Annotated in this window: 22 protein-coding genes; 20 read left to right on the forward strand and 2 right to left on the reverse strand. The window is 63.2% G+C overall.

Going from position 1 to position 25,874, the window contains the following annotated elements; all coding sequences use genetic code 11:
* Nucleotides 1–252: 252 nt before the first annotated feature.
* The 16 genes from mraZ to lpxC all read left to right on the forward strand — a co-directional run bounded on the left by mraZ (nt 253) and on the right by lpxC (nt 18,074).
* Complete coding sequence (gene mraZ, locus ACI2KG_RS02305; protein WP_004575120.1) at nt 253–708, forward strand: division/cell wall cluster transcriptional repressor MraZ; 456 nt, start codon at nt 253–255, stop codon at nt 706–708.
* Entirely contained in the window at nt 705–1,652 is a 948-nt protein-coding gene (gene rsmH / locus ACI2KG_RS02310; RefSeq protein WP_404660641.1) for a 16S rRNA (cytosine(1402)-N(4))-methyltransferase RsmH, read from the forward strand. The genes mraZ and rsmH overlap by 4 nt, the downstream gene beginning before the upstream one ends.
* Entirely contained in the window at nt 1,649–1,942 is a 294-nt protein-coding gene (gene ftsL, locus ACI2KG_RS02315; RefSeq protein ID WP_400614520.1) for a cell division protein FtsL, read from the forward strand. The genes rsmH and ftsL overlap by 4 nt, the downstream gene beginning before the upstream one ends.
* Nucleotides 1,942–3,690 carry a peptidoglycan D,D-transpeptidase FtsI family protein gene (locus ACI2KG_RS02320; protein ID WP_404660766.1) on the forward strand — a complete coding sequence of 583 codons (1,749 nt, stop codon included), beginning with the start codon at nt 1,942–1,944 and terminating at the stop codon, nt 3,688–3,690. The genes ftsL and ACI2KG_RS02320 overlap by 1 nt, the downstream gene beginning before the upstream one ends.
* Nucleotides 3,690–5,177: a UDP-N-acetylmuramoyl-L-alanyl-D-glutamate--2,6-diaminopimelate ligase gene (locus tag ACI2KG_RS02325; protein ID WP_404660642.1), complete on the forward strand. Its 1,488-nt coding sequence runs from the start codon at nt 3,690–3,692 to the stop codon at nt 5,175–5,177. Before ACI2KG_RS02320 ends, ACI2KG_RS02325 begins: the two co-directional genes overlap by 1 nt.
* Nucleotides 5,170–6,537 carry a UDP-N-acetylmuramoyl-tripeptide--D-alanyl-D-alanine ligase gene (gene murF / locus ACI2KG_RS02330; protein ID WP_404660643.1) on the forward strand — a complete coding sequence of 456 codons (1,368 nt, stop codon included), beginning with the start codon at nt 5,170–5,172 and terminating at the stop codon, nt 6,535–6,537. Before ACI2KG_RS02325 ends, murF begins: the two co-directional genes overlap by 8 nt.
* Complete coding sequence (gene mraY / locus ACI2KG_RS02335; RefSeq protein WP_404660644.1) at nt 6,537–7,619, forward strand: phospho-N-acetylmuramoyl-pentapeptide-transferase; 1,083 nt, start codon at nt 6,537–6,539, stop codon at nt 7,617–7,619. Before murF ends, mraY begins: the two co-directional genes overlap by 1 nt.
* Nucleotides 7,620–7,625: 6 nt before the next feature.
* Nucleotides 7,626–8,972: a UDP-N-acetylmuramoyl-L-alanine--D-glutamate ligase gene (gene murD, locus ACI2KG_RS02340; RefSeq protein ID WP_400614527.1), complete on the forward strand. Its 1,347-nt coding sequence runs from the start codon at nt 7,626–7,628 to the stop codon at nt 8,970–8,972.
* Nucleotides 8,969–10,183 carry a putative lipid II flippase FtsW gene (ftsW, locus tag ACI2KG_RS02345; protein WP_404660645.1) on the forward strand — a complete coding sequence of 405 codons (1,215 nt, stop codon included), beginning with the start codon at nt 8,969–8,971 and terminating at the stop codon, nt 10,181–10,183. Before murD ends, ftsW begins: the two co-directional genes overlap by 4 nt.
* Entirely contained in the window at nt 10,173–11,252 is a 1,080-nt protein-coding gene (gene murG / locus ACI2KG_RS02350) for an undecaprenyldiphospho-muramoylpentapeptide beta-N-acetylglucosaminyltransferase (protein ID WP_404660646.1), read from the forward strand. Before ftsW ends, murG begins: the two co-directional genes overlap by 11 nt.
* Nucleotides 11,245–12,693 (forward strand): UDP-N-acetylmuramate--L-alanine ligase, encoded by a 1,449-nt coding sequence (gene murC, locus ACI2KG_RS02355; RefSeq protein ID WP_010952455.1) that lies wholly within the window; start codon nt 11,245–11,247, stop codon nt 12,691–12,693. Before murG ends, murC begins: the two co-directional genes overlap by 8 nt.
* Nucleotides 12,690–13,646: a D-alanine--D-alanine ligase gene (locus ACI2KG_RS02360; protein ID WP_400614534.1), complete on the forward strand. Its 957-nt coding sequence runs from the start codon at nt 12,690–12,692 to the stop codon at nt 13,644–13,646. Before murC ends, ACI2KG_RS02360 begins: the two co-directional genes overlap by 4 nt.
* 5 nt (nt 13,647–13,651) lie before the next feature.
* The gene (locus ACI2KG_RS02365) at nt 13,652–14,521 is read left to right on the forward strand and encodes a cell division protein FtsQ/DivIB (RefSeq protein ID WP_012274056.1); all 870 of its coding nucleotides are present in this window, start codon (nt 13,652–13,654) and stop codon (nt 14,519–14,521) included.
* A gap of 14 nt (nt 14,522–14,535) precedes the next feature.
* Complete coding sequence (ftsA, locus tag ACI2KG_RS02370; protein WP_103449232.1) at nt 14,536–15,798, forward strand: cell division protein FtsA; 1,263 nt, start codon at nt 14,536–14,538, stop codon at nt 15,796–15,798.
* Between the two features lie 55 nt (nt 15,799–15,853).
* Nucleotides 15,854–17,050 carry a cell division protein FtsZ gene (gene ftsZ / locus ACI2KG_RS02375; protein ID WP_003260772.1) on the forward strand — a complete coding sequence of 399 codons (1,197 nt, stop codon included), beginning with the start codon at nt 15,854–15,856 and terminating at the stop codon, nt 17,048–17,050.
* 112 nt (nt 17,051–17,162) lie between these two features.
* Nucleotides 17,163–18,074, forward strand: coding sequence for a UDP-3-O-acyl-N-acetylglucosamine deacetylase (lpxC, locus tag ACI2KG_RS02380; RefSeq protein ID WP_201202068.1), 912 nt, complete (start codon nt 17,163–17,165; stop codon nt 18,072–18,074).
* Between the two features lie 459 nt (nt 18,075–18,533).
* Here the strand turns inward: lpxC and ACI2KG_RS02385 are convergent, their stop codons facing one another.
* Nucleotides 18,534–18,989 (reverse strand): DUF721 domain-containing protein, encoded by a 456-nt coding sequence (locus tag ACI2KG_RS02385; RefSeq protein WP_404660647.1) that lies wholly within the window; start codon nt 18,987–18,989, stop codon nt 18,534–18,536.
* A 328-nt stretch (nt 18,990–19,317) separates the two neighbouring features.
* On the opposite strand from ACI2KG_RS02385, the gene secA reads away from it, so the two are divergent.
* The 4 genes from secA (at nt 19,318) to ACI2KG_RS02405 (ending at nt 25,175) form a co-directional block, all read left to right on the forward strand.
* Nucleotides 19,318–22,053: a preprotein translocase subunit SecA gene (secA, locus tag ACI2KG_RS02390; RefSeq protein WP_400614540.1), complete on the forward strand. Its 2,736-nt coding sequence runs from the start codon at nt 19,318–19,320 to the stop codon at nt 22,051–22,053.
* A 173-nt stretch (nt 22,054–22,226) separates the two neighbouring features.
* Nucleotides 22,227–23,444: a bifunctional glutamate N-acetyltransferase/amino-acid acetyltransferase ArgJ gene (gene argJ / locus ACI2KG_RS02395; RefSeq protein WP_027917987.1), complete on the forward strand. Its 1,218-nt coding sequence runs from the start codon at nt 22,227–22,229 to the stop codon at nt 23,442–23,444.
* Nucleotides 23,445–23,601: 157 nt separating this feature from the next.
* Entirely contained in the window at nt 23,602–24,234 is a 633-nt protein-coding gene (locus tag ACI2KG_RS02400) for a glutathione S-transferase family protein (RefSeq protein ID WP_404660648.1), read from the forward strand.
* Nucleotides 24,231–25,175, forward strand: coding sequence for a Nudix family hydrolase (locus ACI2KG_RS02405; protein ID WP_404660649.1), 945 nt, complete (start codon nt 24,231–24,233; stop codon nt 25,173–25,175). The genes ACI2KG_RS02400 and ACI2KG_RS02405 overlap by 4 nt, the downstream gene beginning before the upstream one ends.
* Before the next feature lie 131 nt (nt 25,176–25,306).
* On the opposite strand, the gene ACI2KG_RS02410 is transcribed toward ACI2KG_RS02405, so the two are convergent.
* Nucleotides 25,307–25,873: a cob(I)yrinic acid a,c-diamide adenosyltransferase gene (locus ACI2KG_RS02410; RefSeq protein WP_404660650.1), complete on the reverse strand. Its 567-nt coding sequence runs from the start codon at nt 25,871–25,873 to the stop codon at nt 25,307–25,309.
* Between the last annotated feature and the right edge of the window lies 1 nt (nt 25,874).

Below are 25,874 nucleotides of genomic sequence, written 5' to 3' on the forward strand. Positions count from 1 at the left end.
TTACTCTTAATAAATTACTTTAACTTCGAACTCCATTCGCTTGCGTGGGTTTGATTTTTCTCGTGTTTTTTTCTCTGTGGTAGTCCTTCCACATTCTTTTGTGACGCTAAATCTCGGTCCTGTAAGGCTTTTCCTTCCGAACGTGCCTTGACGGTGCTGCGGGCGGATTCCTATAGTGTGCGCAAGTGGCAGAAAGTGGGATGAAGTGGGTTTTCTGGCACAAAAAAGATAACATTGTGGGGAATCGCAGCCGTGTTCCGCGGAGCCAACGCCGTCAGCCTCGATGCCAAGGGCCGTCTCGCCATGCCGAGCCGGTACCGTGACGAGCTCGATTCGCGTTGCAATGGTCAGCTGATCGTGACCATCGACGCTGTGGACCCCTGCTTGTGTGTTTATCCCCTCGATGAGTGGGAACAGATAGAAGCCAAGTTGCGTGCCTTGCCATCGTTGCGTGAGGAAAACCGCCGCCTGCAGCGCTTGCTGATTGGTAATGCGGTTGACCTGGAGCTCGATGGCAGTGGGCGTTTCCTGGTGCCGCCCCGCCTGCGTGAGTACGCCAAGCTCGACAAGAAGGCGATGCTGGTGGGGCAACTGAACAAATTCCAGCTGTGGGATGAAGATGCCTGGAACGCGGTTTCGGCAGCCGACCTTGCAGCTATTCAACAACCGGGCGCCATGCCCGACGAATTGCGTGACCTGATCCTGTGACCATAGATAGCGGCTTCAACCACATTACCGTCCTGCTCGACGAAGCTGTCGAGGCATTGGCCCTGCGCGCCGACGGTTGCTATCTGGACGGCACTTTCGGCCGTGGCGGACACAGCCGGCTTATTCTCAGCAAGCTTGGGCCGCAAGGGCGGCTGCTGGGCTTCGACAAAGATCCACAAGCGATTGCCACCGGTCAATCGCTGGCGGCCGAAGACGGCCGCTTTGTCATTGTGCAGCGCAGCTTTGCCGAGCTGGGCGCGGAAGTGGCCGAGCGTGGCCTGCATGGCAAGGTCAGCGGCGTGCTGCTGGACCTGGGCGTGTCCTCGCCGCAGCTGGATGACCCCGAGCGTGGTTTCAGCTTCCTCAATGACGGCCCGCTGGATATGCGCATGAACCCGGACCAGGGCATCAGTGCCGCCGAGTTCATCGCCACGGCACCGGTGGAAGAAATCGCTCGCGTGTTCAAGGAATACGGCGAAGAGCGTTTTGCCGGGCGCATGGCGCGTGCCGTGGTCGAGCGCCGCGAAAAGCAGCCGTTCACCCGTACTGCCGACCTGGCAGAAGTGCTCAAGGTGGCCAACCCCGCCTGGGAGAAGGGCAAGAACCCGGCCACGCGCGCCTTCCAGGGCCTGCGTATCCACGTCAACAATGAGCTGGGTGACCTTGAAACCGGTCTTGAGGCTGCACTGGATGCGCTCGAAATCGGCGGTCGCCTGGCGGTCATCAGCTTCCACTCGCTGGAAGACCGTATCGTCAAACTGTTCATGCGCAAACTGGTGAAAGGCGAGGCGGACAACCTGCCGCGCAACCTGCCGGTTCAGCACAAAGTCTTCGAGCCGAAGATCAAACTCATCGGCAAAGCCCAGTTCGCCTCTGAAGCCGAGCTCAAGGCCAACCCACGGTCGCGCAGCGCCGTGATGCGTGTGGCGGAGAAGCTGCGGTGAGCAGGCTGTTTGCCAAGCCCCTGCCAGGCGGAAGCTTCGTGATGCTTCTGCTGTTTGTTGGCGTGCTGGTTTCGGCCATTGCGGTGTCCTACAGCGCGCACTGGAACCGTCAGCTGCTCAACACCCTGTACGGTGAATTGAGCGAGCGCGACAAGGCCCAGGCCGAGTGGGGCCGGCTGATCCTCGAGCAAAGCACCTGGACCGCCGCCAGCCGTATCGAAAATCTCGCCTCCGAACAGCTGAATATGCGGGTACCTTCGGCTGACGAAGTACGGATGGTGGCGCCATGATGAAGCTCGAAGGCGCACTGTACCCGTGGCGCTTCCGCGTGGTGATCGGTTTGCTGGCAATCATGGTGGGTGCCATTTGCTGGCGCATCATCGACCTGCAGGTGGTTGACCGTGACTTCCTCAAGGGCCAGGGCGATGCGCGCAGCCTGCGCCATATCCCTATTCCTGCACACCGTGGCCTGATCACTGACCGCAACGGTGAGCCTTTGGCCGTGAGTACCCCGGTCACCACCTTGTGGGCCAACCCCAAGGAAATGCAGGCGTCCAGGGAGCGCTGGCCGCAACTGGCCGCAGCCTTGGGGCAAAACCCACAGCAGTTGATCGAACGCCTGACCCAGCAGGCCAACAAAGAGTTCATCTACCTGGTCCGTGGCATGACCCCGGAGCAGGGCCAGCACGTGCTCGACCTGAAAGTGCCCGGTGTGTATGGCCTGGAAGAGTTCCGCCGGTTCTACCCGGCCGGTGATGTCACTGCGCACATGGTCGGCTTCACCGACCTTGACGACCACGGTCGCGAAGGGGTCGAGCTGGCCTATGACGAGTGGCTGGCCGGCGTGCCCGGCAAACGCCAGGTGATCAAGGACCGGCGTGGCCGGCTGATCAAGGACATTCAGGTTACCAAGAACGCCAAGGCCGGGAAGACCTTGGCGTTGTCGATAGACCTGCGCCTGCAATACCTGGCGACCCGCGAGCTGCGCAACGCCATTGCCGAACAGAACGCCAAGGCCGGCAGCCTGGTGATCATGGACGTCAAGACCGGTGAAGTCCTGGCCATGGTCAACCAACCGACCTACAACCCCAACAACCGCCGCAGCATGTTCCCGGCGGCCATGCGTAACCGGGCCATCATCGACGTGTTCGAGCCAGGTTCCACGGTCAAGCCGATCTCCATGAGCGCGGCGCTGCAAAGCGGCCGCTGGAAACCCAGCGACAAGGTCGAGGTGTACCCGGGCAGCCTGCAGATCGGCCGCTACACCATCAAGGACGTGTCGCGCAGCGAGGGCCCGATTCTCGACCTGACCGGCATCCTGATCAACTCCAGTAACGTCGGCATGAGCAAGATCGCCTTCGACATCGGCGGCGAAGCCATTTACCGGGTCATGTCCCAGGTCGGCCTGGGCCAGTACACCGGCCTTGGGTTCCCGGGTGAGCGCGTCGGCAACCTGCCTAACCACCGCGAGTGGCGCAAAGCCGAGACCGCGACCCTGTCCTATGGCTACGGCGTGTCGGTGACCGCGTTGCAACTGGTGCATGCCTACGCGGCGCTGGCCAACGACGGCAAGATGGTGCCGCTGTCGATCCTCAAGGTCGACAAGGCGCCGGAAGCCGTGCAGGCCATTCCGAAGGAAACCGCCGAAACCGTCCAGGGCATGCTGCAGCAGGTGATCGAAGCGCCGCGCGGCGTGTTCCGCGCCCAGGTGCCGTTCTACCACGTGGCCGGCAAGTCCGGTACCGCGCGTAAGGCCACCGTCGGTTCCAAGGGCTACACCGAAAACGCCTACCGCTCGCTGTTTGCCGGTTTCGGGCCGATGAGCGACCCACGCTATGCCATCGTCGTGGTGATCGATGAACCGGGCAAAGGTGGTTACTTCGGCGGCCTGGTTTCGGCGCCGGTATTCAGCAAGGTCATGTCGGGCACCCTGCGCCTGATGAACGTGCCGCCAGACAACCTGCCGCCACCCGCAGCACCGGCACCTGCCGGTCAACCGCAAGTCAACGCAGCAGCCGCCAAGGGAGGGCGTGGATAATGACAATGCCGTTAAGCAAGCTGTTCGCCCACGCCAGCCGCGACCCGCTGATCCGTGAACTGACCCTGGACAGCCGCCATGTGCGCCCAGGCGACCTGTTCCTGGCCGTGCCGGGGGCCAAGGTCGATGGCCGCGAGCACATTGCCGATGCCTTGGCCCGTGGTGCTGCCGCCGTGGCCTATGAAGAGCAGGGCGCCAACGTGCTGCCGCTGACCGATGTGCCGCTGATTCCGGTCAAGGGTCTGATTGCCCAGCTGTCGGACATTGCCGGGCGCTTCTATGGCGAGCCTAGCCGCCAACTGAACCTGGTCGGCGTGACCGGCACCAACGGCAAGACCAGCGTCACCCAGCTGGTAGCGCAGGCGCTCGATCTGCTTGGCCAGCGTTGTGGCCTGATCGGCACCCTGGGCACCGGTTTCTACGGCGAGCTGCAGAGCGGTCGCCTGACCACGCCGGACCCGATTGCCGTGCAGGCGACGCTGAACGACCTGAAGAAAGGCGGCGCGAAGGCCGTGGCCATGGAGGTTTCCTCCCATGCTCTGGAGCAAGGCCGCGTCGCCGCGCTGGAATTCGACATCGCGGTCATGACCAACCTGTCCCGCGATCACCTCGACTACCACGGCAGCATGCAGGCCTACGAGGCGGCCAAGGCCAAGCTGTTCGCCTGGCCGAGCCTGCGTTGCCAGGTGGTCAACCTGGATGATGATTTCGGTCGTCGCCTGGCTGACGATTTCGCCCGCAAACCGTTTACCGATCGTATCGAGACCCGGCTGCTCAGCTATAGCCTGGAAAACCCGGACGCGTCGCTGTTCTGCCCTGAGGCCAGGTTCGATGACGATGGCGTCAGCGCCACGTTGGTCACCGCCCAGGGTGAGCGCACGCTGCGCAGTCAGTTGTTGGGGCGCTTCAACCTGAGCAATATGCTGGCCGCTGTCGCGACCCTGCTGGCGCTGGATTATTCGCTGGACGAAATCCTCAAGGTCACGCCGAAACTGCAAGGTCCTGTCGGCCGCATGCAGCGCCTGGGTGGTGGCGACAAGCCGCTGGTGGTGGTCGACTACGCACACACACCGGACGCCCTGGAAAAGGTACTCGAAGCCCTGCGCCCGCATGCCCACGGCAAGCTGCTGTGCCTGTTTGGCTGCGGCGGCGACCGTGACCGTGGCAAGCGGCCGCTGATGGCCGAAGTAGCCGAGCGCCTGGCTGACCGCGTACTGGTCACTGACGACAACCCGCGGACCGAAGACCCGCTGCGTATCTTCGATGACATCCGCCCTGGTTTCGCCAAGCCGGCCGGGGTCGAGTTCGTCGCCGGCCGCGGCGAGGCCATCGCGCACCTGATTGCCACCGCTGCCGCCAATGACGTGATCGTGCTGGCCGGCAAGGGGCACGAGGACTACCAGGAGATCAATGGCGAGCGCCATGACTTCTCCGACTTGATTGAAGCCGAAAAGGCACTTGCAGCCTGGGAGGCGCCACATGCTTAAGCCGCTGTCACTCAGCCAGCTGACCACAGCACTGAGTGGTCAACAAATCGGCGCCGATGCCACCTTTACCGGCGTTAGCATAGACAGCCGCAGCGTCAGCGCCGGGCAACTGTTCGTCGCCCTGACCGGCCCGCGTTTCGATGGCCATGACTACCTGGCTGATGTAAAAGCCAAGGGCGCAGTCGCTGCCTTGGTCGAACGTGAGGTCGCTGATGTCGACCTGCCGCAGTTGCTGGTTGCCGATTGCCGTCTGGCCCTGGGCCAGCTCGGCGCCCTGAACCGCGCCGCTTACGACAAGCCGGTGGTGGCCATTACCGGTTCCAGCGGCAAGACCACGGTCAAGGAAATGCTTGCCAGCATCTTGCGTACCCGAGGCCTGGTGCACGCCACCCGCGGCAACCTGAACAATGACCTCGGTGCGCCACTGACCTTGCTGGAAATCGCCCCGGAGCACAGCGCCGCAGTGATCGAACTGGGCGCTTCGCGCATTGGCGAAATCCGCTACACCGTCGGCCTGACCCAACCGCAGGTGGTGATCATCAACAACGCCGGTACCGCCCACGTGGGTGAGTTCGGCGGCCCGGAGAAGATCGTCGAGGCCAAGGGCGAAATTCTTGAAGGCCTGGGCGAGGGCGGTATCGCCATCCTCAACCTTGACGACAAAGCCTTCGCCGTCTGGAAGGCGCGTGCCGGTGCGCACAAGGTCATCAGTTTCGCGCGCAGCAACGACAAGGCCGATTTCCATGCCACGGACATCGGTCGCGATGCCCGTGGTTGCCCATCGTTCAAGCTGCATGGCGCCGGTGAAGCGGTAGACGTGCAGCTCAATGTGCTGGGTGAGCACAACGTCAGCAACGCCCTGGCCGCTGCCGCCGCTGCGCATGCCGTTGGTCTGAGCCTGAGCGGCATCGCCGCCGGCCTGGCTGCAGTGCAACCGGTCAAGGGCCGTACCGTGGCGCAAATCGCGCCAAACGGTGTGCGGGTGATCGACGACAGTTACAACGCAAATCCCACCTCCATGTGCGCGGCCATTGATATACTCGCCGGCTTTTCCGGACGCACCGTCCTGGTGCTTGGGGATATCGGCGAACTGGGGCAATGGGCGGAAGAAGGCCACCGTCAGGTGGGCGACTATGCGCGTGGCAAGGTCAACGCCCTGTACGCAGCGGGTTCCAACATGAAACATGCGGTCCAAGCGTTCGGCGCCGATGGCCGTCATTTCGCTACTCAAGCTGAGCTGATCGACGCAGTTAGCGCCGAAAATGCCAGCGACACCACTATCTTGATCAAGGGCTCGCGCAGCGCTGCGATGGAAAACGTCGTGGCGGCATTGTGCGGTGCCAGCGGGGAGAAACATTAATGCTGCTGCTGTTGGCCGAGTATCTGCAACAGTTCCACAAAGGCTTCGCGGTCTTCCAGTACCTGTCCCTGCGCGGGATTCTTGGTGTACTGACCGCGTTGTCCCTGGCGCTGTGGCTGGGGCCGTGGATGATCCGTACCCTGCAAATTCGCCAGATCGGCCAGGCCGTGCGTAATGACGGCCCGCAATCGCACCTTTCCAAGTCCGGCACCCCGACCATGGGTGGCGCACTGATCCTGTCGGCCATCGCCATCAGCACCCTGCTGTGGGCCGACCTGAGCAACCGCTATGTCTGGGTGGTGCTGATCGTCACCCTGGCGTTCGGCGCCATCGGCTGGGTCGACGACTACCGCAAGGTGATCGAAAAGAACTCGCGTGGCCTGCCAAGCCGCTGGAAATACTTCTGGCAGTCGGTGTTCGGCCTGGCTGCGGCGGTGTTCCTGTACAAGACCGCGCCGACCAGCGTCGAGACCACGCTGATTTTGCCGTTCATCAAGGACGCCACCATTCCGCTGGGTGTCGGCTTCGTGGTGCTGACCTACTTCGTCATCGTCGGCTCCAGCAACGCAGTCAACCTCACCGACGGCCTTGACGGCCTGGCAATCATGCCAACGGTGATGGTTGGCGGTGCGCTGGGCATCTTCTGCTACCTGTCGGGCAACGTGAAGTTCGCCGAATACCTGCTGATCCCGTACGTACCCGGCTCGGGCGAGCTGATCGTGTTCTGCGGTGCCCTGATCGGTGCCGGCCTGGGCTTTTTGTGGTTCAACACCTACCCGGCGCAAGTGTTCATGGGGGACGTCGGTGCGCTGGCCCTGGGCGCCGCGCTGGGCACCATCGCAGTGATCGTGCGCCAGGAAATCGTCCTGTTCATCATGGGCGGCATTTTCGTGGTGGAAACCCTGTCGGTGGTGATCCAGGTCGCTTCCTTCAAGCTGACCGGCAAGCGCGTGTTCCGCATGGCGCCGATTCACCACCACTTTGAACTCAAGGGCTGGCCAGAGCCTCGGGTGATCGTCCGCTTCTGGATCATCACCGTAATCCTGGTACTGATTGGCCTTGCAACCCTGAAACTGAGGTAGATGAGCGTGTCTTTGATCGCTTCCGACCAATTCCGCATCGTTGTCGGCCTCGGCAAGAGCGGCATGTCCCTGGTTCGCTTCCTGGCGAACCGGGGCATTGCCTTTGCGGTCGCCGACACCCGCGAGCAACCGCCGGAACTGGACACCCTGCGCCGTGATTACCCGCAGGTGGAAGTGCGCTGTGGTGAACTGGACGTGGACTTCCTGTGCCGCGCCAACGAGCTGTATGTGAGCCCGGGCCTCGCCCTGGCTACACCGGCCCTGCAGCAGGCGGCGGCGCGTGGCGTGCAGCTTTCCGGTGACATCGAGCTGTTCGCTCGCTACGCCAAGGCGCCAATCATTGCCATCAGCGGGTCCAATGCCAAGAGCACCGTCACCACCCTGGTCGGCGAAATGGCCGCCAAGGCCGGCAAGCGCGTGGCCGTGGGCGGCAACCTCGGTACCCCGGCGCTGGACCTGCTGGCTGATGACGTCGAGCTGTACGTACTGGAGCTGTCCAGCTTCCAGCTGGAAACCACCGACCAACTCAACGCCGAAGTGGCCACCGTGCTGAACATCAGCGAAGACCACATGGACCGCTACAGCGGCCTGCCGGCCTACCACCTGGCCAAGCACCGGATCTTCCGTGGTGCCAAACAGGTGGTGGTCAACCGCCAGGACGCCCTGAGCCGGCCGCTGCCGGTGGAAGGTCGCCCCTGCTGGACCTTTGGCCTCAACCAGCCTGACTTCAAGGCCTTTGGCCTGCGCGAAGTGGAGGGCGAGAAATACCTGGCATTCGAGTTCCAGACGTTGATGCCGGTGCGTGAGCTGAAGATTCGTGGCGCGCACAACCAGAGCAACGCCCTGGCGGCACTGGCCCTGGGCCATGCTGCCGGCTTGCCATTCGAGCCGATGCTCGAAGCCCTGCGCGAATTCGGCGGCCTGGCCCACCGTTGCCAGTGGGTACGCGAGCGTAACGGCGTGAACTGGTACGACGATTCCAAGGCCACCAACGTGGGTGCGGCCCTGGCCGCCATCGAAGGCCTGGGTGCCGACATCGAAGGCAAGCTGGTGCTGATTGCCGGTGGTGATGGCAAAGGCGCCGAGTTCAGCGCATTGCGCGAACCGGTCAAGCGTTTCTGCCGCGCCGTGGTGTTGTTGGGCCGTGATGCCGAGCGCCTGGCCGAGGCTCTGGGTAATGACGTACCGCTGGTGCGGGTCAAGACCCTCGACGATGCCGTACAGCAATGCGCCGAACTGGCCCAGGCCGGCGATGCCGTGCTGCTGTCGCCGGCGTGCGCCAGCCTCGACATGTTCAAGAACTTCGAAGAACGCGGGCGCCTGTTCGCCCAGGCAGCGGGAGGCCTGGCATGATCTTCGGCATCCTCAAGCCCTATCCGTCGCCGCTGATCAGCGGCCGTGGCATCGACCTGGACTTCCCGATGCTGGCAGGCTGCCTGGCCTTGCTCGGCCTGGGCCTGGTGATGATCACCTCGGCCTCCTCGGAAGTGGCTGCGGTGCAATCGGGCAACCCGCTTTACCACATGTACCGCCACCTGGTGTACGTGTTCCTCGGCCTGGTGGCCTGCGGCACGACCATGCTGGTGCCGATCGCCACCTGGCAGCGCATGGGCTTCCTGATGCTGCTGGGCGCCTTCGGTCTGCTGGTGCTGGTGCTGGTGCCGGGTATCGGCCGTGAGGTAAACGGCTCCATGCGCTGGATCGGCTTCAGTTTCTTCAACGTGCAGCCTTCGGAAATCGCCAAGGTGTTCGTGGTCGTCTACCTGGCCGGTTACCTGGTACGCCGGCAGACCGAGGTACGCGAGACCTGGATGGGCTTCTTCAAGCCGTTCATCGTGCTGCTGCCCATGGCTGCCCTGCTGCTGATGGAGCCGGACTTCGGCGCCACCGTAGTGATGATGGGCGCGGCGGCGGCCATGCTGTTCCTCGGCGGGGTGGGGCTGTTCCGCTTCAGCCTGATGGTGGTGCTGGCGGTGCTGGCGGTGTTCGTCCTTGTGCAGGCACAGCCGTACCGCATGGCGCGCCTGATCACCTTTACCGACCCGTGGTCCGACCAGTTTGGCTCGGGCTACCAGCTGACCCAGGCGCTGATTGCCTTCGGCCGTGGCGAGTGGCTGGGTGTCGGCCTGGGCAACAGCGTGCAGAAGCAGTTCTACCTGCCGGAAGCGCACACCGACTTCGTGTTCTCGGTACTGGCCGAAGAGCTCGGCGTGGTCGGCTCGCTGGTGACCATCGCGCTGTTCGTGTTCGTTACCGTGCGCGCCTTGTACATCGGCCTGTGGGCCGAAAAGGCCAAGCAGTACTTTGCCGCCTACGTGGCGTTCGGCCTGGCGTTCCTGTGGATCGGCCAGTTCCTGATCAACATCGGCGTGAACGTCGGCCTGCTGCCGACCAAGGGCCTCACCTTGCCGTTCCTCAGTTACGGGGGCAGCTCGTTGGTTATCTGCTGCGCCTGCGTGGGGCTGTTGCTGCGCATCGAGTGGGAGAGCCGCACGCACCTTGGCAGTGAGGAACATGAATTCAGCGAAAGCGATTTTGCCGAGGAGCCCAGTCATGGCCGCTGACGGCAAAAACGTATTGATCATGGCCGGCGGCACCGGGGGCCACGTGTTCCCGGCCCTGGCCTGCGCCCGTGAGTTCCAGGCGCGTGGTTACAGCGTGCACTGGCTGGGCACCCCGCGTGGCATCGAGAACGAACTGGTGCCACAGGCTGGGCTGCCGCTGCACCTGATCCAGGTCAGCGGCCTGCGCGGCAAAGGCAAGCTGTCGCTGCTCAAGGCGCCGTTCACCCTGGTCAAGGCTGTGCTGCAGGCGCGGCGCATCATTCGCCAGCTCAAGCCCGTCTGCGTGCTGGGCTTTGGCGGCTATGTGACCGGCCCTGGTGGTGTGGCTGCGCGGCTGTGCGGCGTGCCGCTGGTGATCCACGAGCAGAACGCCCGGGCCGGCACCGCCAATCGGTTGTTGGTGCCCCTGTCTGCGCGGGTCTGCGAAGCGTTCCCGAACACCTTCGAGGCCAGCGACAAGCGTCGCACCACCGGCAACCCGGTGCGCCCGGAGCTGTTCATGGACGCGCAACGCGCGCCCCTGGCTGCACGCCGCGCACGCCTGTTGGTGCTGGGTGGCAGCCTGGGTGCGGAACCCTTGAACAAATTGTTGCCTAAGGCCCTGTCCGAGGTGCCTGCCGCGCTGCGGCCAGAGGTGTTCCACCAGGCCGGCAAACAACACGCGCCGATCACCGCCGAGCGGTATCACGAGGTGGGTGTCGCGGCCCAGGTAGAGCCCTTCATCAAGGACATGGCCCAAGCCTATGGCTGGGCAGACATCGTGGTATGCCGGGCCGGTGCCCTGACCGTCAGCGAACTGGCGGCAGCAGGCCTGCCGTCGATGCTGGTGCCGTTGCCCCATGCGATCGATGACCACCAGACCCACAACGCCCAATATCTGGCCCGCGAAGGCGCTGCCTTCCTGATGCCACAAGCGACAACTGGCGCAGCGCAGCTCGCTGAACGCCTGAACGAGGTGCTGATGCAACCCGAGAAACTCAACGTCATGGCAGGCACCGCACGGCGCCTGGCCAAACCCGCAGCAACCAGCACCGTGGTCGATATCTGCCTGGAGGTGGCCCATGGTTGAGAGCCAGAAAGCCATGCCCCAGCCGAAGATGGGCCGTATTCGCCGTATTCACTTCGTCGGTATTGGCGGTGTAGGCATGTGCGGTATTGCCGAAGTGTTGCTGAACCTGGGCTATGAAGTATCCGGTTCCGACCTGAAAGCCTCGCCGGTTACCGAGCGCCTGGAATCGTTCGGCGCCGAAATCTTCGTCGGCCACCGCGCCGAGAACGCTGCCACCGCCGATGTGCTGGTGGTATCCAGCGCCATCAACCCGGCCAACCCGGAAGTGGCCACCGCCCTGGAGCGGCGCATTCCGGTGGTGCCGCGTGCCGAGATGCTCGCCGAACTGATGCGCTACCGCCACGGTGTGGCCGTTGCCGGTACCCACGGCAAGACCACCACCACCAGCCTGCTGGCTTCGGTATTTGCCGCCGGTGGCCTGGACCCGACGTTCGTCATCGGTGGCCGCCTGACCGCTGCCGGCACCAATGCCCAGCTGGGCACCAGCCGTTACCTGATCGCCGAAGCAGACGAAAGCGATGCCAGCTTCCTGCACCTGCAGCCGATGGTGGCCGTGGTCACCAACATCGACGCCGACCACATGGCGACCTACGAAGGTGACTTCAACAAACTGAAGAAAACCTTCGTCGAGTTCCTGCACAACCTGCCGTTCTACGGCTTGGCCGTGATGTGCCTGGACGACCCGGTCGTGCGCGAGATCCTGCCGCAGGTGAAGCGCCCGACCGTAACCTATGGCTTCAGCGAAGAGGCCGACATCCGCGCCATCAACGTGCGCCAGCAGGGCATGCAAACCCACTTCACCGTGCTGCGCCGTGATCGCGAGCCGTTGGAAGTGTCGGTGAACATGCCAGGCAACCACAACGTGCTCAATGCCCTGGCCACCATTGCCATCGCCACTGACGAAGGCATCACTGACGAAGCCATCGTCCAGGGCCTGTCCGGCTTCCAGGGCGTCGGCCGCCGCTTCCAGGTATACGGCGAGCTGCCGGTCGAAGGCGGCAGCGTGATGCTGGTCGACGACTACGGTCACCACCCGACCGAAGTGGCTGCCGTGATCAAGGCTGTGCGCGGTGGCTGGCCAAGCCGCCGTCTGGTGATCGTCTACCAGCCGCACCGCTATAGCCGTACCCGCGACCTGTATGACGATTTCGTCCAGGTGCTGGGCGATGCCAACGTGCTGCTGCTGATGGAGGTCTACCCGGCTGGCGAAGAGCCGATCCCGGGTGCCGACAGCCGTCAGCTGTGCCACAGCATCCGCCAGCGCGGCAAGCTGGACCCGATCTACATCGAACGTGGCGCCGAACTGGCACCGCTGGTCAAGCCACTGCTGCGCGCTGGCGACATCCTGCTCTGCCAGGGTGCCGGTGACGTTGGCGGGCTGGCCCCGCAACTGATGAAAAGCCCGCTGTTCGCTGGCGCCAAGCAGGAGAAGTCGAAATGACCAGCGCCTACGAAAAACTGCACTCGACCCTGGATGTGAAAGCGTTCGGCCGCGTTGCCGTGCTGTACGGCGGCAAGAGTGCCGAGCGCGAAGTGTCGCTGAAGTCCGGCGCCGCCGTGATCGATGCGTTGACCACTGCCGGTGTCGACGTGGTCGCCATCGACGTCGGTGACGACCTGCTCGATCGCCTGCAAAGCGAGAAGATCGACCGCGCCTTCATCATCCTCCACGGTCGTGGCGGTGAAGACGGCAGCATGCAAGGTTTGCTGGAGTGCCTGGGCATCCCCTATACCGGCAGCGGCATCCTTGCTTCTGCGTTGGCCATGGACAAGCTGCGCACCAAGCAGGTGTGGCAGAGCCTGGGTATTCCGACCCCGCGCCACGCGGTATTGGCGAGCGAAAACGATTGTTTGCAGGCCAGTACGGAACTGGGCTTCCCGCTTATCGTCAAACCCGCCCATGAAGGCTCTAGCATCGGCATGGCCAAGGTGAACAGCGCCCAGGAACTGGTCGCCGCCTGGAAGGACGCCGCCCAATACGATTCCCAGGTACTGGTGGAACAGTGGATCCACGGCCCGGAGTTCACCATCGCGGTACTGCGCGGCCAGGTGCTGCCGCCGATCGCCCTGGGTACACCGCACGTGTTCTACGACTACGACGCCAAGTACATCGCCAACGATACCCAGTACCGCATCCCGTGCGGGCTGGATAGCGCCAAGGAACAGGAACTGATCGACCTGACCGCCCGCGCCTGTGATGCCATTGGCATCGAAGGCTGGGGGCGGCTGGACGTGATGCAGGACGAGCAGGGCCGGTTCTGGCTGCTCGAAGTCAACACCGCACCCGGCATGACTGATCATAGCCTGGTGCCCATGGCGGCCCGCGCGGCTGGCCTGGACTTCCAGCAACTGGTGCTGGCAATCCTGGCTGAAAGCGTGGCGACGCGAGGTTAATCATCATGCAAGGCGCAATGATACGTCAGCAGCAACCCGTCACCGGCCGTAGCAAGCCGGTGCCGCGTGGTGCCAGCCGGCTGGTGGCCGACGAGCCCGTATCGGCGCGCCTGCCGCGGCCAAGCCTGGGCGGCCTCAAGCGCCTGCTGTGGCCAGTGCTGCTGGTGGCGGCAGGTTTTGGTGCCTACGAGGGTGCCATTCGCCTGATGCCGTACGCCGACCGGCCGATCACCAAGATCGACGTGCAAGGTGACCTCAGCTACATCAGCCAGCAGTCGGTGCAGCAGCGTATCGCGCCTTACGTGGCGGCGAGCTTCTTCAGCGTCGACCTGCCGGCGATGCGTGCAGAGCTTGAGCAGATGCCCTGGATCGCCCATGCCGAAGTGCGCCGGGTGTGGCCCGACGAGGTGGTGATCCGCCTCGAAGAGCAGCTGCCGGTGGCACGCTGGGGTGACGAAGCCTTGCTCAACAACCAGGGCCAGGCGTTCACCCCGCGTGAACTGGCCAACTACGAGCACCTGCCGCAGCTGGCCGGGCCGCAGCGTGCCCAGCAACAAGTCATGCAGCAGTATCAGGTATTGAGCCAGATGCTGCGCCCCCTGGGCTTTTCCATCGCTCGCCTGGAGCTGCGCGAGCGAGGCAGCTGGTTCCTGACCACGGGCGCGAGCAGTGCCGGGCCAGGCATCGAGCTGCTGTTGGGGCGCGACCATCTGGTGGAGAAGATGCGCCGTTTCATTGCCATTTACGACAAGACACTCAAAGACCAGATCACCACTATCGCCCGCATTGATCTGCGTTATTCCAACGGACTTGCCGTTGGTTGGCGGGAACCGATTGCACCGACGACGGCCCAACCCGCCGTTGCGAAGAATTAGAGAGAGGCAGGACCATGGCAAACGCGCATAGCGGCAAAATGATCGTCGGGCTGGACATTGGCACCTCCAAGGTGGTGGCGCTGGTCGGCGAAGTGGGCGAAGACGGCACGCTGGAAATTGTCGGCATCGGCACCCATCCGTCCCGCGGCCTGAAAAAAGGCGTGGTGGTGAACATCGAGTCCACCGTGCAGTCGATCCAGCGCGCTGTCGAAGAAGCGCAGCTGATGGCCGGCTGCCGTATTCACTCGGCGTTCGTTGGCGTGGCCGGTAACCACATCCGCAGCCTGAACTCCCACGGGATTGTCGCCATCCGCGACCGCGAGGTCAGTGTGGCTGACCTGGAGCGGGTGCTCGACGCGGCCCAGGCCGTGGCGATCCCGGCTGACCAGCGCGTGCTGCACACCCTGCCGCAGGACTACGTGATCGACAACCAGGAAGGCGTACGCGAGCCGCTGGGCATGTCGGGCGTGCGCCTGGAAGCCAAGGTTCACGTGGTCACCTGCGCGGTGAATGCTGCACAGAACATCGAAAAGTGCGTGCGCCGCTGCGGCCTGGAAATCGACGACATCATTCTCGAGCAGCTGGCCTCGGCCTACTCGGTGCTGACCGACGATGAAAAAGAGCTGGGTGTGTGCCTGGTGGACATCGGTGGCGGCACCACCGACATCGCCATTTTCACCGAGGGCGCGATCCGTCATACCGCGGTCATCCCGATTGCCGGCGACCAGGTGACCAACGACATCGCCATGGCCCTGCGTACGCCGACCCAGTACGCCGAAGAAATCAAGATCCGCTACGCCTGCGCCCTGGCCAAACTGGCCGGCGCTGGCGAGACCATCAAGGTGCCAAGCGTGGGCGACCGCCCACCGCGCGAGCTGTCGCGCCAGGCCCTGGCCGAGGTGGTGGAGCCGCGTTACGACGAGCTCTTCACCCTGATCCAGGCCGAACTACGCCGCAGCGGGTACGAGGACCTGGTGCCAGCCGGCATCGTCCTCACCGGCGGCACCGCGAAGATGGAAGGCGCCGTGGAACTGGCCGAGGAAATCTTCCACATGCCGGTTCGCCTGGGCGTACCGCACAGCGTTCGGGGGCTGAGCGACGTGGTGCGCAACCCGATCTATTCCACCGGCGTGGGCTTGCTCACCTACGGCCTGCTCAAGCAGTCCGAGGACCTGGTCCTGACCGGTAACACCAACAGCAGCAACAACAGCTATGGCGATGAACCGAAGGCCCCAGTGCTTGAGCGCTTCAAGAAGTGGGTCCAGGGCAACTTCTAAGTTTCAAAGCAGTAGTGGTAGGCGCAACAACTAGAGAACTGTAAGGAGAGGGAAAATGTTCGAGCTCGTAGACAACGTCCCGCAAAGTCCGGTCATCAAGGTGATCGGCGTTGGTGGTGGTGGCGGCAACGCCGTCAATCACATGGTCAAAAGCAGCATCGAAGGTGTGGAATTCATCTGCGCCAACACCGATGCCCAGGCCCTGAAAAACATCGGCGCGCGCACCATCCTGCAATTGGGCACGGGTGTGACCAAGGGCCTGGGTGCCGGTGCCAATCCGGAAGTCGGTCGTCAGGCCGCGCTGGAAGACCGTGAGCGCATCGCTGAAGTGCTGCAGGGCACCAACATGGTGTTCATCACCACTGGCATGGGCGGCGGTACCGGTACCGGTGCAGCGCCGATCATTGCCGAAGTGGCCAAGGAAATGGGCATTCTCACCGTAGCCGTGGTGACCCGTCCGTTCCCGTTCGAAGGCCGCAAGCGCATGCAGATCGCCGATGAAGGCATCCGCATGCTGGCTGAAAGCGTCGACTCGTTGATCACTATCCCCAACGAGAAGCTGCTGACCATCCTGGGCAAGGACGCCAGCCTGCTGTCGGCCTTCGCCAAGGCTGACGATGTGCTGGCCGGTGCCGTTCGCGGTATCTCCGACATCATCAAGCGCCCGGGCATGATCAACGTCGACTTCGCCGACGTGCGCACCGTGATGGGTGAAATGGGCATGGCGATGATGGGTACTGGTTGCGCCAGCGGCCCGAACCGTGCGCGTGAAGCCACCGAGGCTGCAATCCGCAACCCGCTGCTGGAAGACGTGAACCTGCAGGGCGCCCGCGGCATCCTGGTGAACATCACCGCAGGCCCGGACCTGTCGCTGGGTGAATATTCCGACGTGGGTAGCATCATCGAAGCCTTCGCCTCCGACCACGCCATGGTCAAGGTCGGCACCGTGATCGACCCGGACATGCGTGACGAGCTGCACGTTACCGTGGTGGCTACTGGCCTGGGCGCGCGCATCGAGAAGCCTGTGAAAGTGGTCGACAACACCCTGCAGACTGCCCAGCAAGTGTACGAGGCTTCCAACCCGGCGCCTGTTCGCCAGGAGCAGCCAGCGGTCAACTACCGTGACCTGGAGCGCCCGACCGTCATGCGCAACCAGGCCCATGCAGGGGCTGCCGCAGCGGCTAAACTGAACCCTCAGGATGACCTGGACTACCTCGATATCCCGGCATTCCTGCGTCGTCAGGCTGATTAATGGAATTTATCAGGGGTATAAAGGTGATTGGTATTCATCAAAGGTTGGGTCTGTTATCATCGCCAGCCTTTGTTGATACCTGTTCGCAATTTGCGCTGAAGCGGCCAATGCCATGATTAAACAACGCACCCTGAAGAATACCATCCGTGCCACAGGTGTCGGTCTGCACTCCGGGGAGAAGGTTTACCTGACCCTCAAGCCTGCACCTGTTGACACCGGCATCGTCTTCCGCCGCGCCGACCTCGACCCTGTGGTCGAAATCGCTGCGCGTGCGGCCAACGTCGGCGAGACAACCATGTCGACGACGCTGGTCAACGGTGACGTCAAGGTCGATACGGTCGAGCACCTGCTCTCCGCCATGGCGGGCCTGGGCATCGATAACGCCTACGTCGAGCTCTCCGCCTCGGAAGTGCCGATCATGGATGGCAGCGCCGGTCCTTTCGTATTCCTGATTCAGTCTGCCGGCCTGGAAGAACAGGACGCAGCCAAGAAGTTCATCCGCATCCTGCGTGAGGTAACCGTGGAAGAGGGCGACAAGCGCGCCACGTTCCTGCCTTTCGACGGTTTCAAGGTGAGCTTCGAGATCGACTTCGATCACCCGGTCCTCAAGGGCCAGACCCAGAGTGCGGTCGTCGACTTCTCCAGCACCTCGTTCGTGAAGGAAGTCAGCCGCGCCCGTACCTTCGGCTTCATGCGTGACATCGAATACCTGCGCAAGCACAACCTTGCGTTGGGTGGCAGTGTCGAGAACGCCATCGTAGTCGACGAGACCGGTGTGCTCAACGAAGACGGCCTTCGTTCCGATGACGAATTCGTCAAGCACAAGATCCTCGACGCCATTGGCGACCTTTATCTGCTGGGCAACAGCCTGATCGGTGAGTTCAAGGGCTACAAGTCCGGCCACTCGCTGAACAACCAGCTGCTGCGCAAGCTGATCGACGAAACCGATGCCTGGGAAGTGGTCACTTTCGAAGATGCCAGCACGGCACCGATCTCGTACATGCGCCCTGTTGCGGCCGTGTAAGTTCGAACACTCTCTAGTTCATTAAGGCCACCTTCGGGTGGCCTTTTTTATGGGCGGGATCTGGGATTTTGGGGATGGTGGGTGTTCGGTTTGGGTTTTGGGGTGGGGCTGACAGGTGTTGAGTTTGAGTTTTGGGCTGGGTCTGACAGGTGTTCAGTTTGAGTTTTGCAGTGGCGCGGAAATCGAGCGCCGCCCGCGCGGCGCTTCGCGGGGCAAGCCCGCTCCCACATCTGTTTCGGGCCAATCAATTCTGTGAGGCCACCGCTGTCCGCCTTGTTGTCCCCTTCGATATCGAATGCGCCGCTGCTCAATCCACCTCAAGCCATGCGCCAAGGGTGCGCGCGCGAAAGGCGCAGGATAGATTGGCCCGAAACAGATGTGGGAGCGGGCTTGCCCCGCGAAGCGCCGCGCGGGCGGCGCTCGATTTCCGCGCCGCTGCAAAACTCAAGGCGATCGCTCTCAGCCCTTGCCCTGAGCATGACCCGCCAACCGCTCCAGCGCCGCCCGCAACTTCGGATCAGCAATCCCCTCAGCAGTATCAAGCAGGCTTTCCGCCGCAGTATTGGACAGCTCGGCGGCATGCCCGCCGCGCTTGGCCGGCACCAGCGGCGGCTGCACCTTGTAGAGGATGCGCCTGAGGTTGCCGAAGGCTTCCATGGCCTGCAAGGCCGCCAGTAAGCGCTTCTGTTGATAACGCAGGCGCGTTGCCCAGTGGCCATCGGTGACCACCAGCAGCAAGGTGCCATCCCGCCATGAGGCCACGTGGCAGTGCTCGCGGGCGGCCGGTTGCAGCTGACTTTCCAGCAGGCGCTGCAGGTGCTCCAGGCGTTCGGCCTGGTTCAGCAGCAGGCGCAGCGGGCGTACCTGGCGCAGCAGGGCCGACGGTGGCTGGGCGGGGGAGGGTTTGTAGGCCATTGGGGCACGTGTGAGGTTGTATGGGCTGCAGTTTAACACCTCTGTTACCTGTGCCGGCCTCTTCGCGGGCTTGCCTGCGAAGAGGCCGGCACAGGTAACAAAGCTAAGACCAGTTCTCGATACCTTTCATGTTGCCAAGCCTTGAACTCAGGGAAAATGCCCCTATCTAAGACAGGCCCCCGCCAAAACGCTGTAATAGCATCGTGGAAATCCACCACTTTCCTCACCATCGTTTCCGGGTAGAATGCTCGTTCGCATGCGGCCTCAGGGCTGCACGGGCGACTCATGGGGCCGCCCTCCATCCCTACGTGTGGAAGATCCTGCCGATATGTTTGCGCCTTTGTTAAAAAAACTTTTTGGAAGCAAGAACGAGCGTGAAGTCAAACGCATGCTCAAGACGGTGAGTATCGTCAATGCCTTCGAAGAGAAGATGGTGGCCCTCTCCGACGAGCAACTGCGGGGCAAGACCGCAGAGTTCAAGGAGCGCCTGGCCAAAGGCGAGACACTGGACCAATTGCTGCCTGAAGCCTTCGCCGTGGCCCGTGAGGCCGGCAAGCGTGTCATGGGCATGCGCCACTTCGACGTGCAGCTGATCGGCGGCATGACCCTGCACGAGGGTATGATCGCAGAAATGCGTACCGGTGAAGGCAAGACCTTGGTCGGTACCCTGGCCGTGTACCTCAACGCACTGTCCGGCAAGGGCGTGCACGTGGTCACCGTCAACGACTACCTGGCCCGCCGTGACGCCAACTGGATGCGCCCGCTGTACGAATTCCTCGGCCTGTCGGTCGGTATCGTCTCGGCGTTCCAGCCGCCGGAAGAAAAGCGTGCTGCCTATGCGTCCGATATCACCTACGGCACCAACAACGAATTCGGTTTCGACTACCTGCGCGACAACATGGCGTTCAGCCAGGACGAGAAGTTTCAGCGTGAACTGAATTTTGCCGTAATCGACGAAGTCGACTCCATCCTGATCGACGAAGCGCGTACCCCGCTGATCATTTCCGGCCAGGCCGAAGACAGCTCCAAGCTGTACATCGAGATCAACCGCCTGATCCCGCGCCTGACCCAGCACATCGAAGAAGTCGAAGGCCAGGTCACCCAGGAAGGCCACTTCACCATCGACGAGAAGAGCCGCCAGGTCGAGCTGAACGAAGCCGGTCACCAGTTCATCGAAGAGATGCTGACCCAGGCCGGGCTGCTGGCCGAAGGCGAGAGCCTGTACTCGGCGCACAACCTGGGCCTGCTGACCCACGTCTACGCCGGCCTGCGTGCGCACAAGCTGTTCCACCGCAACATCGAATACATCGTCCAGGACGGCCAGGTCCTGCTGATCGACGAACACACCGGCCGTACCATGCCGGGTCGTCGCCTGTCCGAAGGCCTGCACCAGGCCATCGAGGCAAAAGAAAACCTGAACATCCAGGCCGAAAGCCAGACCCTGGCTTCGACCACCTTCCAGAACTACTTCCGCCTGTACACCAAGCTGTCCGGCATGACCGGTACTGCCGACACCGAAGCGTTCGAGTTCCAGTCGATCTACGCGCTGAACGTGATGGTCATCCCGCCGAACAAGCCACTGGCGCGTAAAGACTTCAACGACCTTGTGTACCTGACCGCCGACGAGAAATACGCCGCGATCATCGCCGACATCAAGGAAAGCATGAAGCAGGGCCGGCCGATCCTGGTGGGTACCGCGACCATCGAAACGTCCGAACACATGTCGAACCTGCTGAAGCAGGAAGGTATCGACCACAAGGTACTGAACGCCAAGTACCACGAGAAGGAAGCCGAGATCATCGCGCAGGCCGGTGCCCCGGGTGCGCTGACCATCGCCACCAACATGGCCGGCCGTGGTACCGACATCCTTCTGGGCGGCAACTGGGAAGCCGAAGTGGCCGCCCTGGAAAGCCCGACCGCCGAGCAGATTGCCCAGATCAAAGCCGACTGGCAGAAGCGTCACCAGCAGGTGATCGAGGCCGGTGGCCTGCATGTGATCGCTTCCGAGCGCCACGAATCGCGCCGTATCGACAACCAGCTGCGTGGCCGTTCCGGCCGTCAGGGTGACCCGGGTTCCAGCCGCTTCTACCTGTCGCTGGAAGACAGCCTGATGCGCATCTTCGCCTCTGACCGGGTGAAGAACTTCATGAAGGCCCTGGGCATGCAGTCGGGCGAGGCCATTGAGCACCGCATGGTCACCAACGCCATCGAGAAGGCCCAGCGCAAGGTCGAAGGCCGCAACTTCGACATCCGTAAGCAATTGCTCGAATACGACGACGTGGCCAACGAGCAGCGCAAGGTGATCTACCACATGCGCAACAGCCTGCTGGCGGCCGAGAACATTGGCGACACCATCGTCGAATTCCGCCAGGAAGTGCTGGACGCTACCATCAGCCAGCACATACCGCCGCAGTCGCTGCCCGAGCAGTGGGATGTGGCCGGCCTGGAAGCTTCGCTGGCCAGCGATTTCGCCATCAAGCTGCCGATCCAGCAGTGGCTCGACGAGGATGATCACCTCTACGAAGAGACCCTGCGCGAGAAGCTGCTGCACGAAATCACCACGGCCTACACCGAGAAGGAAGACCAGGCCGGCCTCGACGCCCTGCGTACCTTCGAGAAGCAGATCCTGCTGCGCGTGCTGGACGACCTGTGGAAAGACCACCTGTCGACCATGGACCACCTGCGTCACGGTATTCACCTGCGTGGTTATGCGCAAAAGAACCCGAAGCAGGAGTACAAGCGCGAGTCGTTCAGCCTGTTCCAGGAGCTGCTGGAGTCGATCAAGCGCGACACTATCCGCGTGCTGTCGCACGTTCAGGTTCGCCGCGAAGACCCGGCCGAAGAAGAAGCCCGCCTGCGCCGCGAGGCCGAGGAACTGGCCAGCCGCATGCAGTTCCAGCACGCCGCTGCACCGGGCCTGGAAAGCGAGCAACTGAGCGAGGAAGGCGCCGAAGTGGCGGTAGCCGCAGCGCCGGTGCGCAACGACCAGAAGCTGGGCCGCAACGAGCCGTGCTGGTGTGGTTCGGGCAAGAAGTTCAAGCATTGCCACGGGCAGATCGAGTGATCTGACCTGGTCGTTGTAACCTGAGACATACTGGGGCCGCTTTGCGGCCCTTTCGCGACACAAGGCCGCTCCTACAGGAATCGCGACAACCTGTAGGAGCGGCCTTGTGTCGCGTTGGGGCACGAAGCGGCCTCGCTTTTTGTACATCAACCGATTTTTCTAGGAGCGCTCTAATGGCTGTTGGTCTTGGTCCTTTGCCCACCCTGCACCCGGTTCCGGGTTTTGAACTCGGCATCGCTTCTGCCGGCATCAAGCGCCCGGGGCGCAAGGATGTGGTGGTCATGCGCTGTGCCGAAGGCTCCAGCGTGGCTGGCGTGTTCACCCTCAACGCCTTCTGCGCGGCGCCGGTGATCCTGTCCAAGCAGCGTGTACAGGGCACCGTGCGCTACCTGCTGACCAACACAGGCAATGCCAACGCGGGTACCGGCGCGCCAGGCCTGGCCGCTGCCGAGCGCACCTGCGCCAAGTTGGCCGAACTGACCGGCGTACCCGCCGAGTCGGTACTGCCGTTCTCCACTGGCGTGATCGGTGAGCCACTGCCGGTCGAGAAGATCGAAGGCGCACTGCAAGCCGCCCTCGACAACCTGTCGGAGAACCACTGGGCTGAAGCCGCCACCGGCATCATGACCACCGACACTCTGCCCAAGGGTGCCAGCCGGCAGTTCCAGCACGACGGCGTGACCGTTACCGTCACCGGCATCAGCAAGGGCGCCGGCATGATCCGCCCGAACATGGCCACCATGCTCGGCTACATTGCCACCGACGCCAAAGTTGCCCCGGCGGTACTCAAGGACCTGATGCTGGACGGCGCCAACAAGTCGTTCAACCGCATTACCATCGACGGCGACACCTCGACCAACGACTGCTGCATGCTGATCGCCACCGGCAAAGCCAACCTGCCGGAAGTCACCGAAGCCAGCGGCGCACTGTTCGAAGCGCTGAAAAAGGCCGTGTTCGAAGTGTGCATGGAAGTGGCCCAGGCCATCGTCCGTGACGGCGAAGGTGCGACCAAGTTCGTCACCGTGCAGGTCAACGGTGGTGGCAACCACCAGGAATGCCTGGACGTCGGCTACGCCGTTGCCCACTCGCCGCTGATCAAGACCGCACTGTTTGCCTCCGACCCGAACTGGGGCCGTATCCTCGCCGCCGTTGGCCGTGCCGGTGTGCCGGAGCTGGATGTGAGCCTGATCGATGTGTACCTGGACAGCGTGTGCATCGCCAGCCAGGGTGGCCGCAGCCCGAGCTATACCGAAGCGCAGGGTTCGGCAGTGATGGCCCAGGAAGAGATTACCATCCGTATCGAGTTGGGCCGTGGCCAGTGCAGCGAAACCATCTGGACCACCGACCTGTCCCACGAGTACGTGAAAATCAACGCCGAGTACCGTACCTGATCCAAATGGGGCCGCTTTGCGGCCCAATCGCCGGCAAGCCAGCTCCCACAGGTACAGCCTAGCCTTCAGGCCCTGTGCTGTACCTGTGGGAGCTGGCTTGCCGGCGATTGGGCTGCAAAGCAGCCCCAAAAAAAATCCAAACCGATGGAGCCGAACCATGAGCTATCACCTGATCATCGGCGACAAGCTGTACTCCTCCTGGTCGCTGCGTGGCGCCCTGGCCCTCGAACTGGCCGGCGTGCCCTACGAAGAAACCCTGATCAAGCTCAATCAGCCTGACACCCGTCAGCGCCTTCTCGCCTATTCCGCTACCGGCAAGGTACCGTTGCTCAAGACCGAGCATGGTGTAATCGCCGATTCGCTGGCAATCGCCGAATACCTCAACGAACGCCATCCCGAGGCTCAACTGTGGCCTGCCGACGTGGCAGCGCGGGCCCAGGCCCGTTCGGCCTGCGCGCAGATGCACAGCGGCTTCTTCGCCCTGCGCGGCGCCATGCCGTTCGACCTGGCGCGTGACCAGGCACTGGACAACATGCCGTTGGACGTACAGATCGACATCGACCGCATCGTCGCGCTGTGGTCCGAATGCCGCCTGGTGGCCGAAGACAGCGGCCCGTTCCTGTTCGGCAAGCCGAGCCTGGCCGATGCCTTCTTCGCCCCGGTGGCCGTGCGCCTGCGCACGTACCGTGTGGAGGTGCCTGCGGAGGCTGCGGCCTACATCGAGACCATTTACCAGTGGCCAGCCTTCCAGGCCTGGCAGCAGGCTGGCCTGGCGGAGCGTGAAGTGTGAAACGGATTCATGTAGTAGCGGCCGTCATTCGTGGCACTGATGGCCGTATTCTGATCGCGCGGCGTGCCGACACCCAGCATCAGGGCGGCCTGTGGGAGTTCCCCGGCGGCAAGGTGGAGGAGGGCGAAAGCGTCGAAGCGGCGCTGGCCCGCGAGCTGCGTGAAGAGCTGGGTATCGAGGTGAGCGGTTCGCGTGCGCTGATCAAGGTCAGCCACGACTACCCGGACAAGCAGGTGCTGCTGGATGTGCGTGAGGTCCTGGCGTTCACCGGCGAGCCGCACGGTGCCGAGGGCCAGCCGCTGGAATGGGTTGCCCCGCGCGACCTGCCGCAGTACGCGTTCCCCGAGGCCAACAAGCCGATCGTGGCGGCTGCGCGCCTGCCGGACCAGTACCTGATTACCCCGGACGGCCTGGAAGTGCCGCAGATGCTCAAGGGCATCCAGAAGGCCGTGGCCAGCGGCATTCGCCTGATCCAGTTGCGTGCCCCGGACATGTACGACCCCAAGTACCGCGACGTGGCAGTGGATGCGGTCGGGCTGTGTGGGGGCAAGGCGCAGCTGATGCTCAAGGGGCCGTTGGAATGGCTGGGTGACTTCCCGTCGGCCGGCTGGCACCTGACCGCCGCGCAATTGCGCAAGTACGCTGCCAAAGGGCGGCCGTTCCCCAAGGAGCGCTGGCTGGCGGCGTCCTGCCACAGTGCCGAAGAGCTGGCGCTGGCCGAGCAGATGGGCGTGGACTTTGTCACCTTGTCGCCGGTGCAGGCGACCCAGACGCATCCCGAGGCGGTGCCATTGGGCTGGGAAGAGGCACAGCGCTTGATTGCCGGGTTCAGCAAGCCGGTGTACCTGCTGGGTGGGGTCGGGCCGGGTGAGCGGGAGAAGGCCTGGGAAGCAGGGGCGCAGGGTGTGGCCGGGATACGCGCATTCTGGCCTGAAGCCTAGTAATTGGGGCCGCTTTGCGGCCCATCGCGACGCAAGGCCGCTCCTACAGGGACCGCACAACCCTGAAAAGTTCGCGTACCCCTGTAGGAGCGGCCTTGCGTCGCGATGGGCTGCACAGCAGCCCAAAAATATCAGCCCTGAGGCTTTTCAGCAGGCTGCCACAACACCTCATCCACCCCCTGCCGCCGCCCAATGATCCGCGCCGCCACAAACAGCAGGTCAGACAGCCGGTTGATATACGCCAACCCAACCCCCTCCAGCGGCTCCAATGCATTCAACTCCTGACACCGCCGCTCGGCACTGCGCGCCAGGCTACGGCACACATGCGCCTGCGCCACCAGCATCGAGCCACTGGGCAAGATGAAGTTCTTCAACGGCCCCAGCTCTTCGTTCCACACATCGATGGCCGCCTCCAGGCGCTCCAGTTCTGCCTGGTTCAACGCCTGGTAGCTGGGCATCGCCAGTTCACCGCCCAGGTCGAACAAGCGGTGCTGACACGGCGCCAGCACTTTACTGACCTCATCCAGGCCGTGCTCGGCCAGGCCCGCCAGCAGTACGCCCAACTGGCTGTTCAGGCTGTCCACCTCGCCAATCGCTTCGATCCGCGGGTGGTCCTTGGGCACCCGGCGGCCGTCGCCCAGGCCGGTTTCGCCCTTGTCGCCGGTACGGGTGTAGATCTTCGAAAGGCGGTAGCCCATG

The sequence above is a fragment of the Pseudomonas sp. NPDC089407 genome, assembly GCF_044900445.1.
GTDB lineage: Bacteria > Pseudomonadota > Gammaproteobacteria > Pseudomonadales > Pseudomonadaceae > Aquipseudomonas.

Excerpts from the sequence above, each read along its gene's own strand:
- ACI2KG_RS02400 (WP_404660648.1), top strand. The coding sequence starts at position 23,602 with ATGAGCTATCACCTGATCATCGGCGACAAGCTGTACTCCTCCTGGTCG.
- lpxC (WP_201202068.1), top strand. The coding sequence starts at position 17,163 with ATGATTAAACAACGCACCCTGAAGAATACCATCCGTGCCACAGGTGTC.
- ACI2KG_RS02410 (WP_404660650.1), bottom strand. The coding sequence starts at position 25,873 with ATGGGCTACCGCCTTTCGAAGATCTACACCCGTACCGGCGACAAGGGC.
- argJ (WP_027917987.1), top strand. The coding sequence starts at position 22,227 with ATGGCTGTTGGTCTTGGTCCTTTGCCCACCCTGCACCCGGTTCCGGGT.
- murC (WP_010952455.1), top strand. The coding sequence starts at position 11,245 with ATGGTTGAGAGCCAGAAAGCCATGCCCCAGCCGAAGATGGGCCGTATT.
- ACI2KG_RS02320 (WP_404660766.1), top strand. The coding sequence starts at position 1,942 with ATGAAGCTCGAAGGCGCACTGTACCCGTGGCGCTTCCGCGTGGTGATC.
- ACI2KG_RS02365 (WP_012274056.1), top strand. The coding sequence starts at position 13,652 with ATGCAAGGCGCAATGATACGTCAGCAGCAACCCGTCACCGGCCGTAGC.
- mraY (WP_404660644.1), top strand. The coding sequence starts at position 6,537 with ATGCTGCTGCTGTTGGCCGAGTATCTGCAACAGTTCCACAAAGGCTTC.
- secA (WP_400614540.1), top strand. The coding sequence starts at position 19,318 with ATGTTTGCGCCTTTGTTAAAAAAACTTTTTGGAAGCAAGAACGAGCGT.
- ftsW (WP_404660645.1), top strand. The coding sequence starts at position 8,969 with ATGATCTTCGGCATCCTCAAGCCCTATCCGTCGCCGCTGATCAGCGGC.
- ftsA (WP_103449232.1), top strand. The coding sequence starts at position 14,536 with ATGGCAAACGCGCATAGCGGCAAAATGATCGTCGGGCTGGACATTGGC.
- ACI2KG_RS02385 (WP_404660647.1), bottom strand. The coding sequence starts at position 18,989 with ATGGCCTACAAACCCTCCCCCGCCCAGCCACCGTCGGCCCTGCTGCGC.
- murF (WP_404660643.1), top strand. The coding sequence starts at position 5,170 with ATGCTTAAGCCGCTGTCACTCAGCCAGCTGACCACAGCACTGAGTGGT.
- murG (WP_404660646.1), top strand. The coding sequence starts at position 10,173 with ATGGCCGCTGACGGCAAAAACGTATTGATCATGGCCGGCGGCACCGGG.
- ACI2KG_RS02360 (WP_400614534.1), top strand. The coding sequence starts at position 12,690 with ATGACCAGCGCCTACGAAAAACTGCACTCGACCCTGGATGTGAAAGCG.
- ftsZ (WP_003260772.1), top strand. The coding sequence starts at position 15,854 with ATGTTCGAGCTCGTAGACAACGTCCCGCAAAGTCCGGTCATCAAGGTG.
- ACI2KG_RS02325 (WP_404660642.1), top strand. The coding sequence starts at position 3,690 with ATGACAATGCCGTTAAGCAAGCTGTTCGCCCACGCCAGCCGCGACCCG.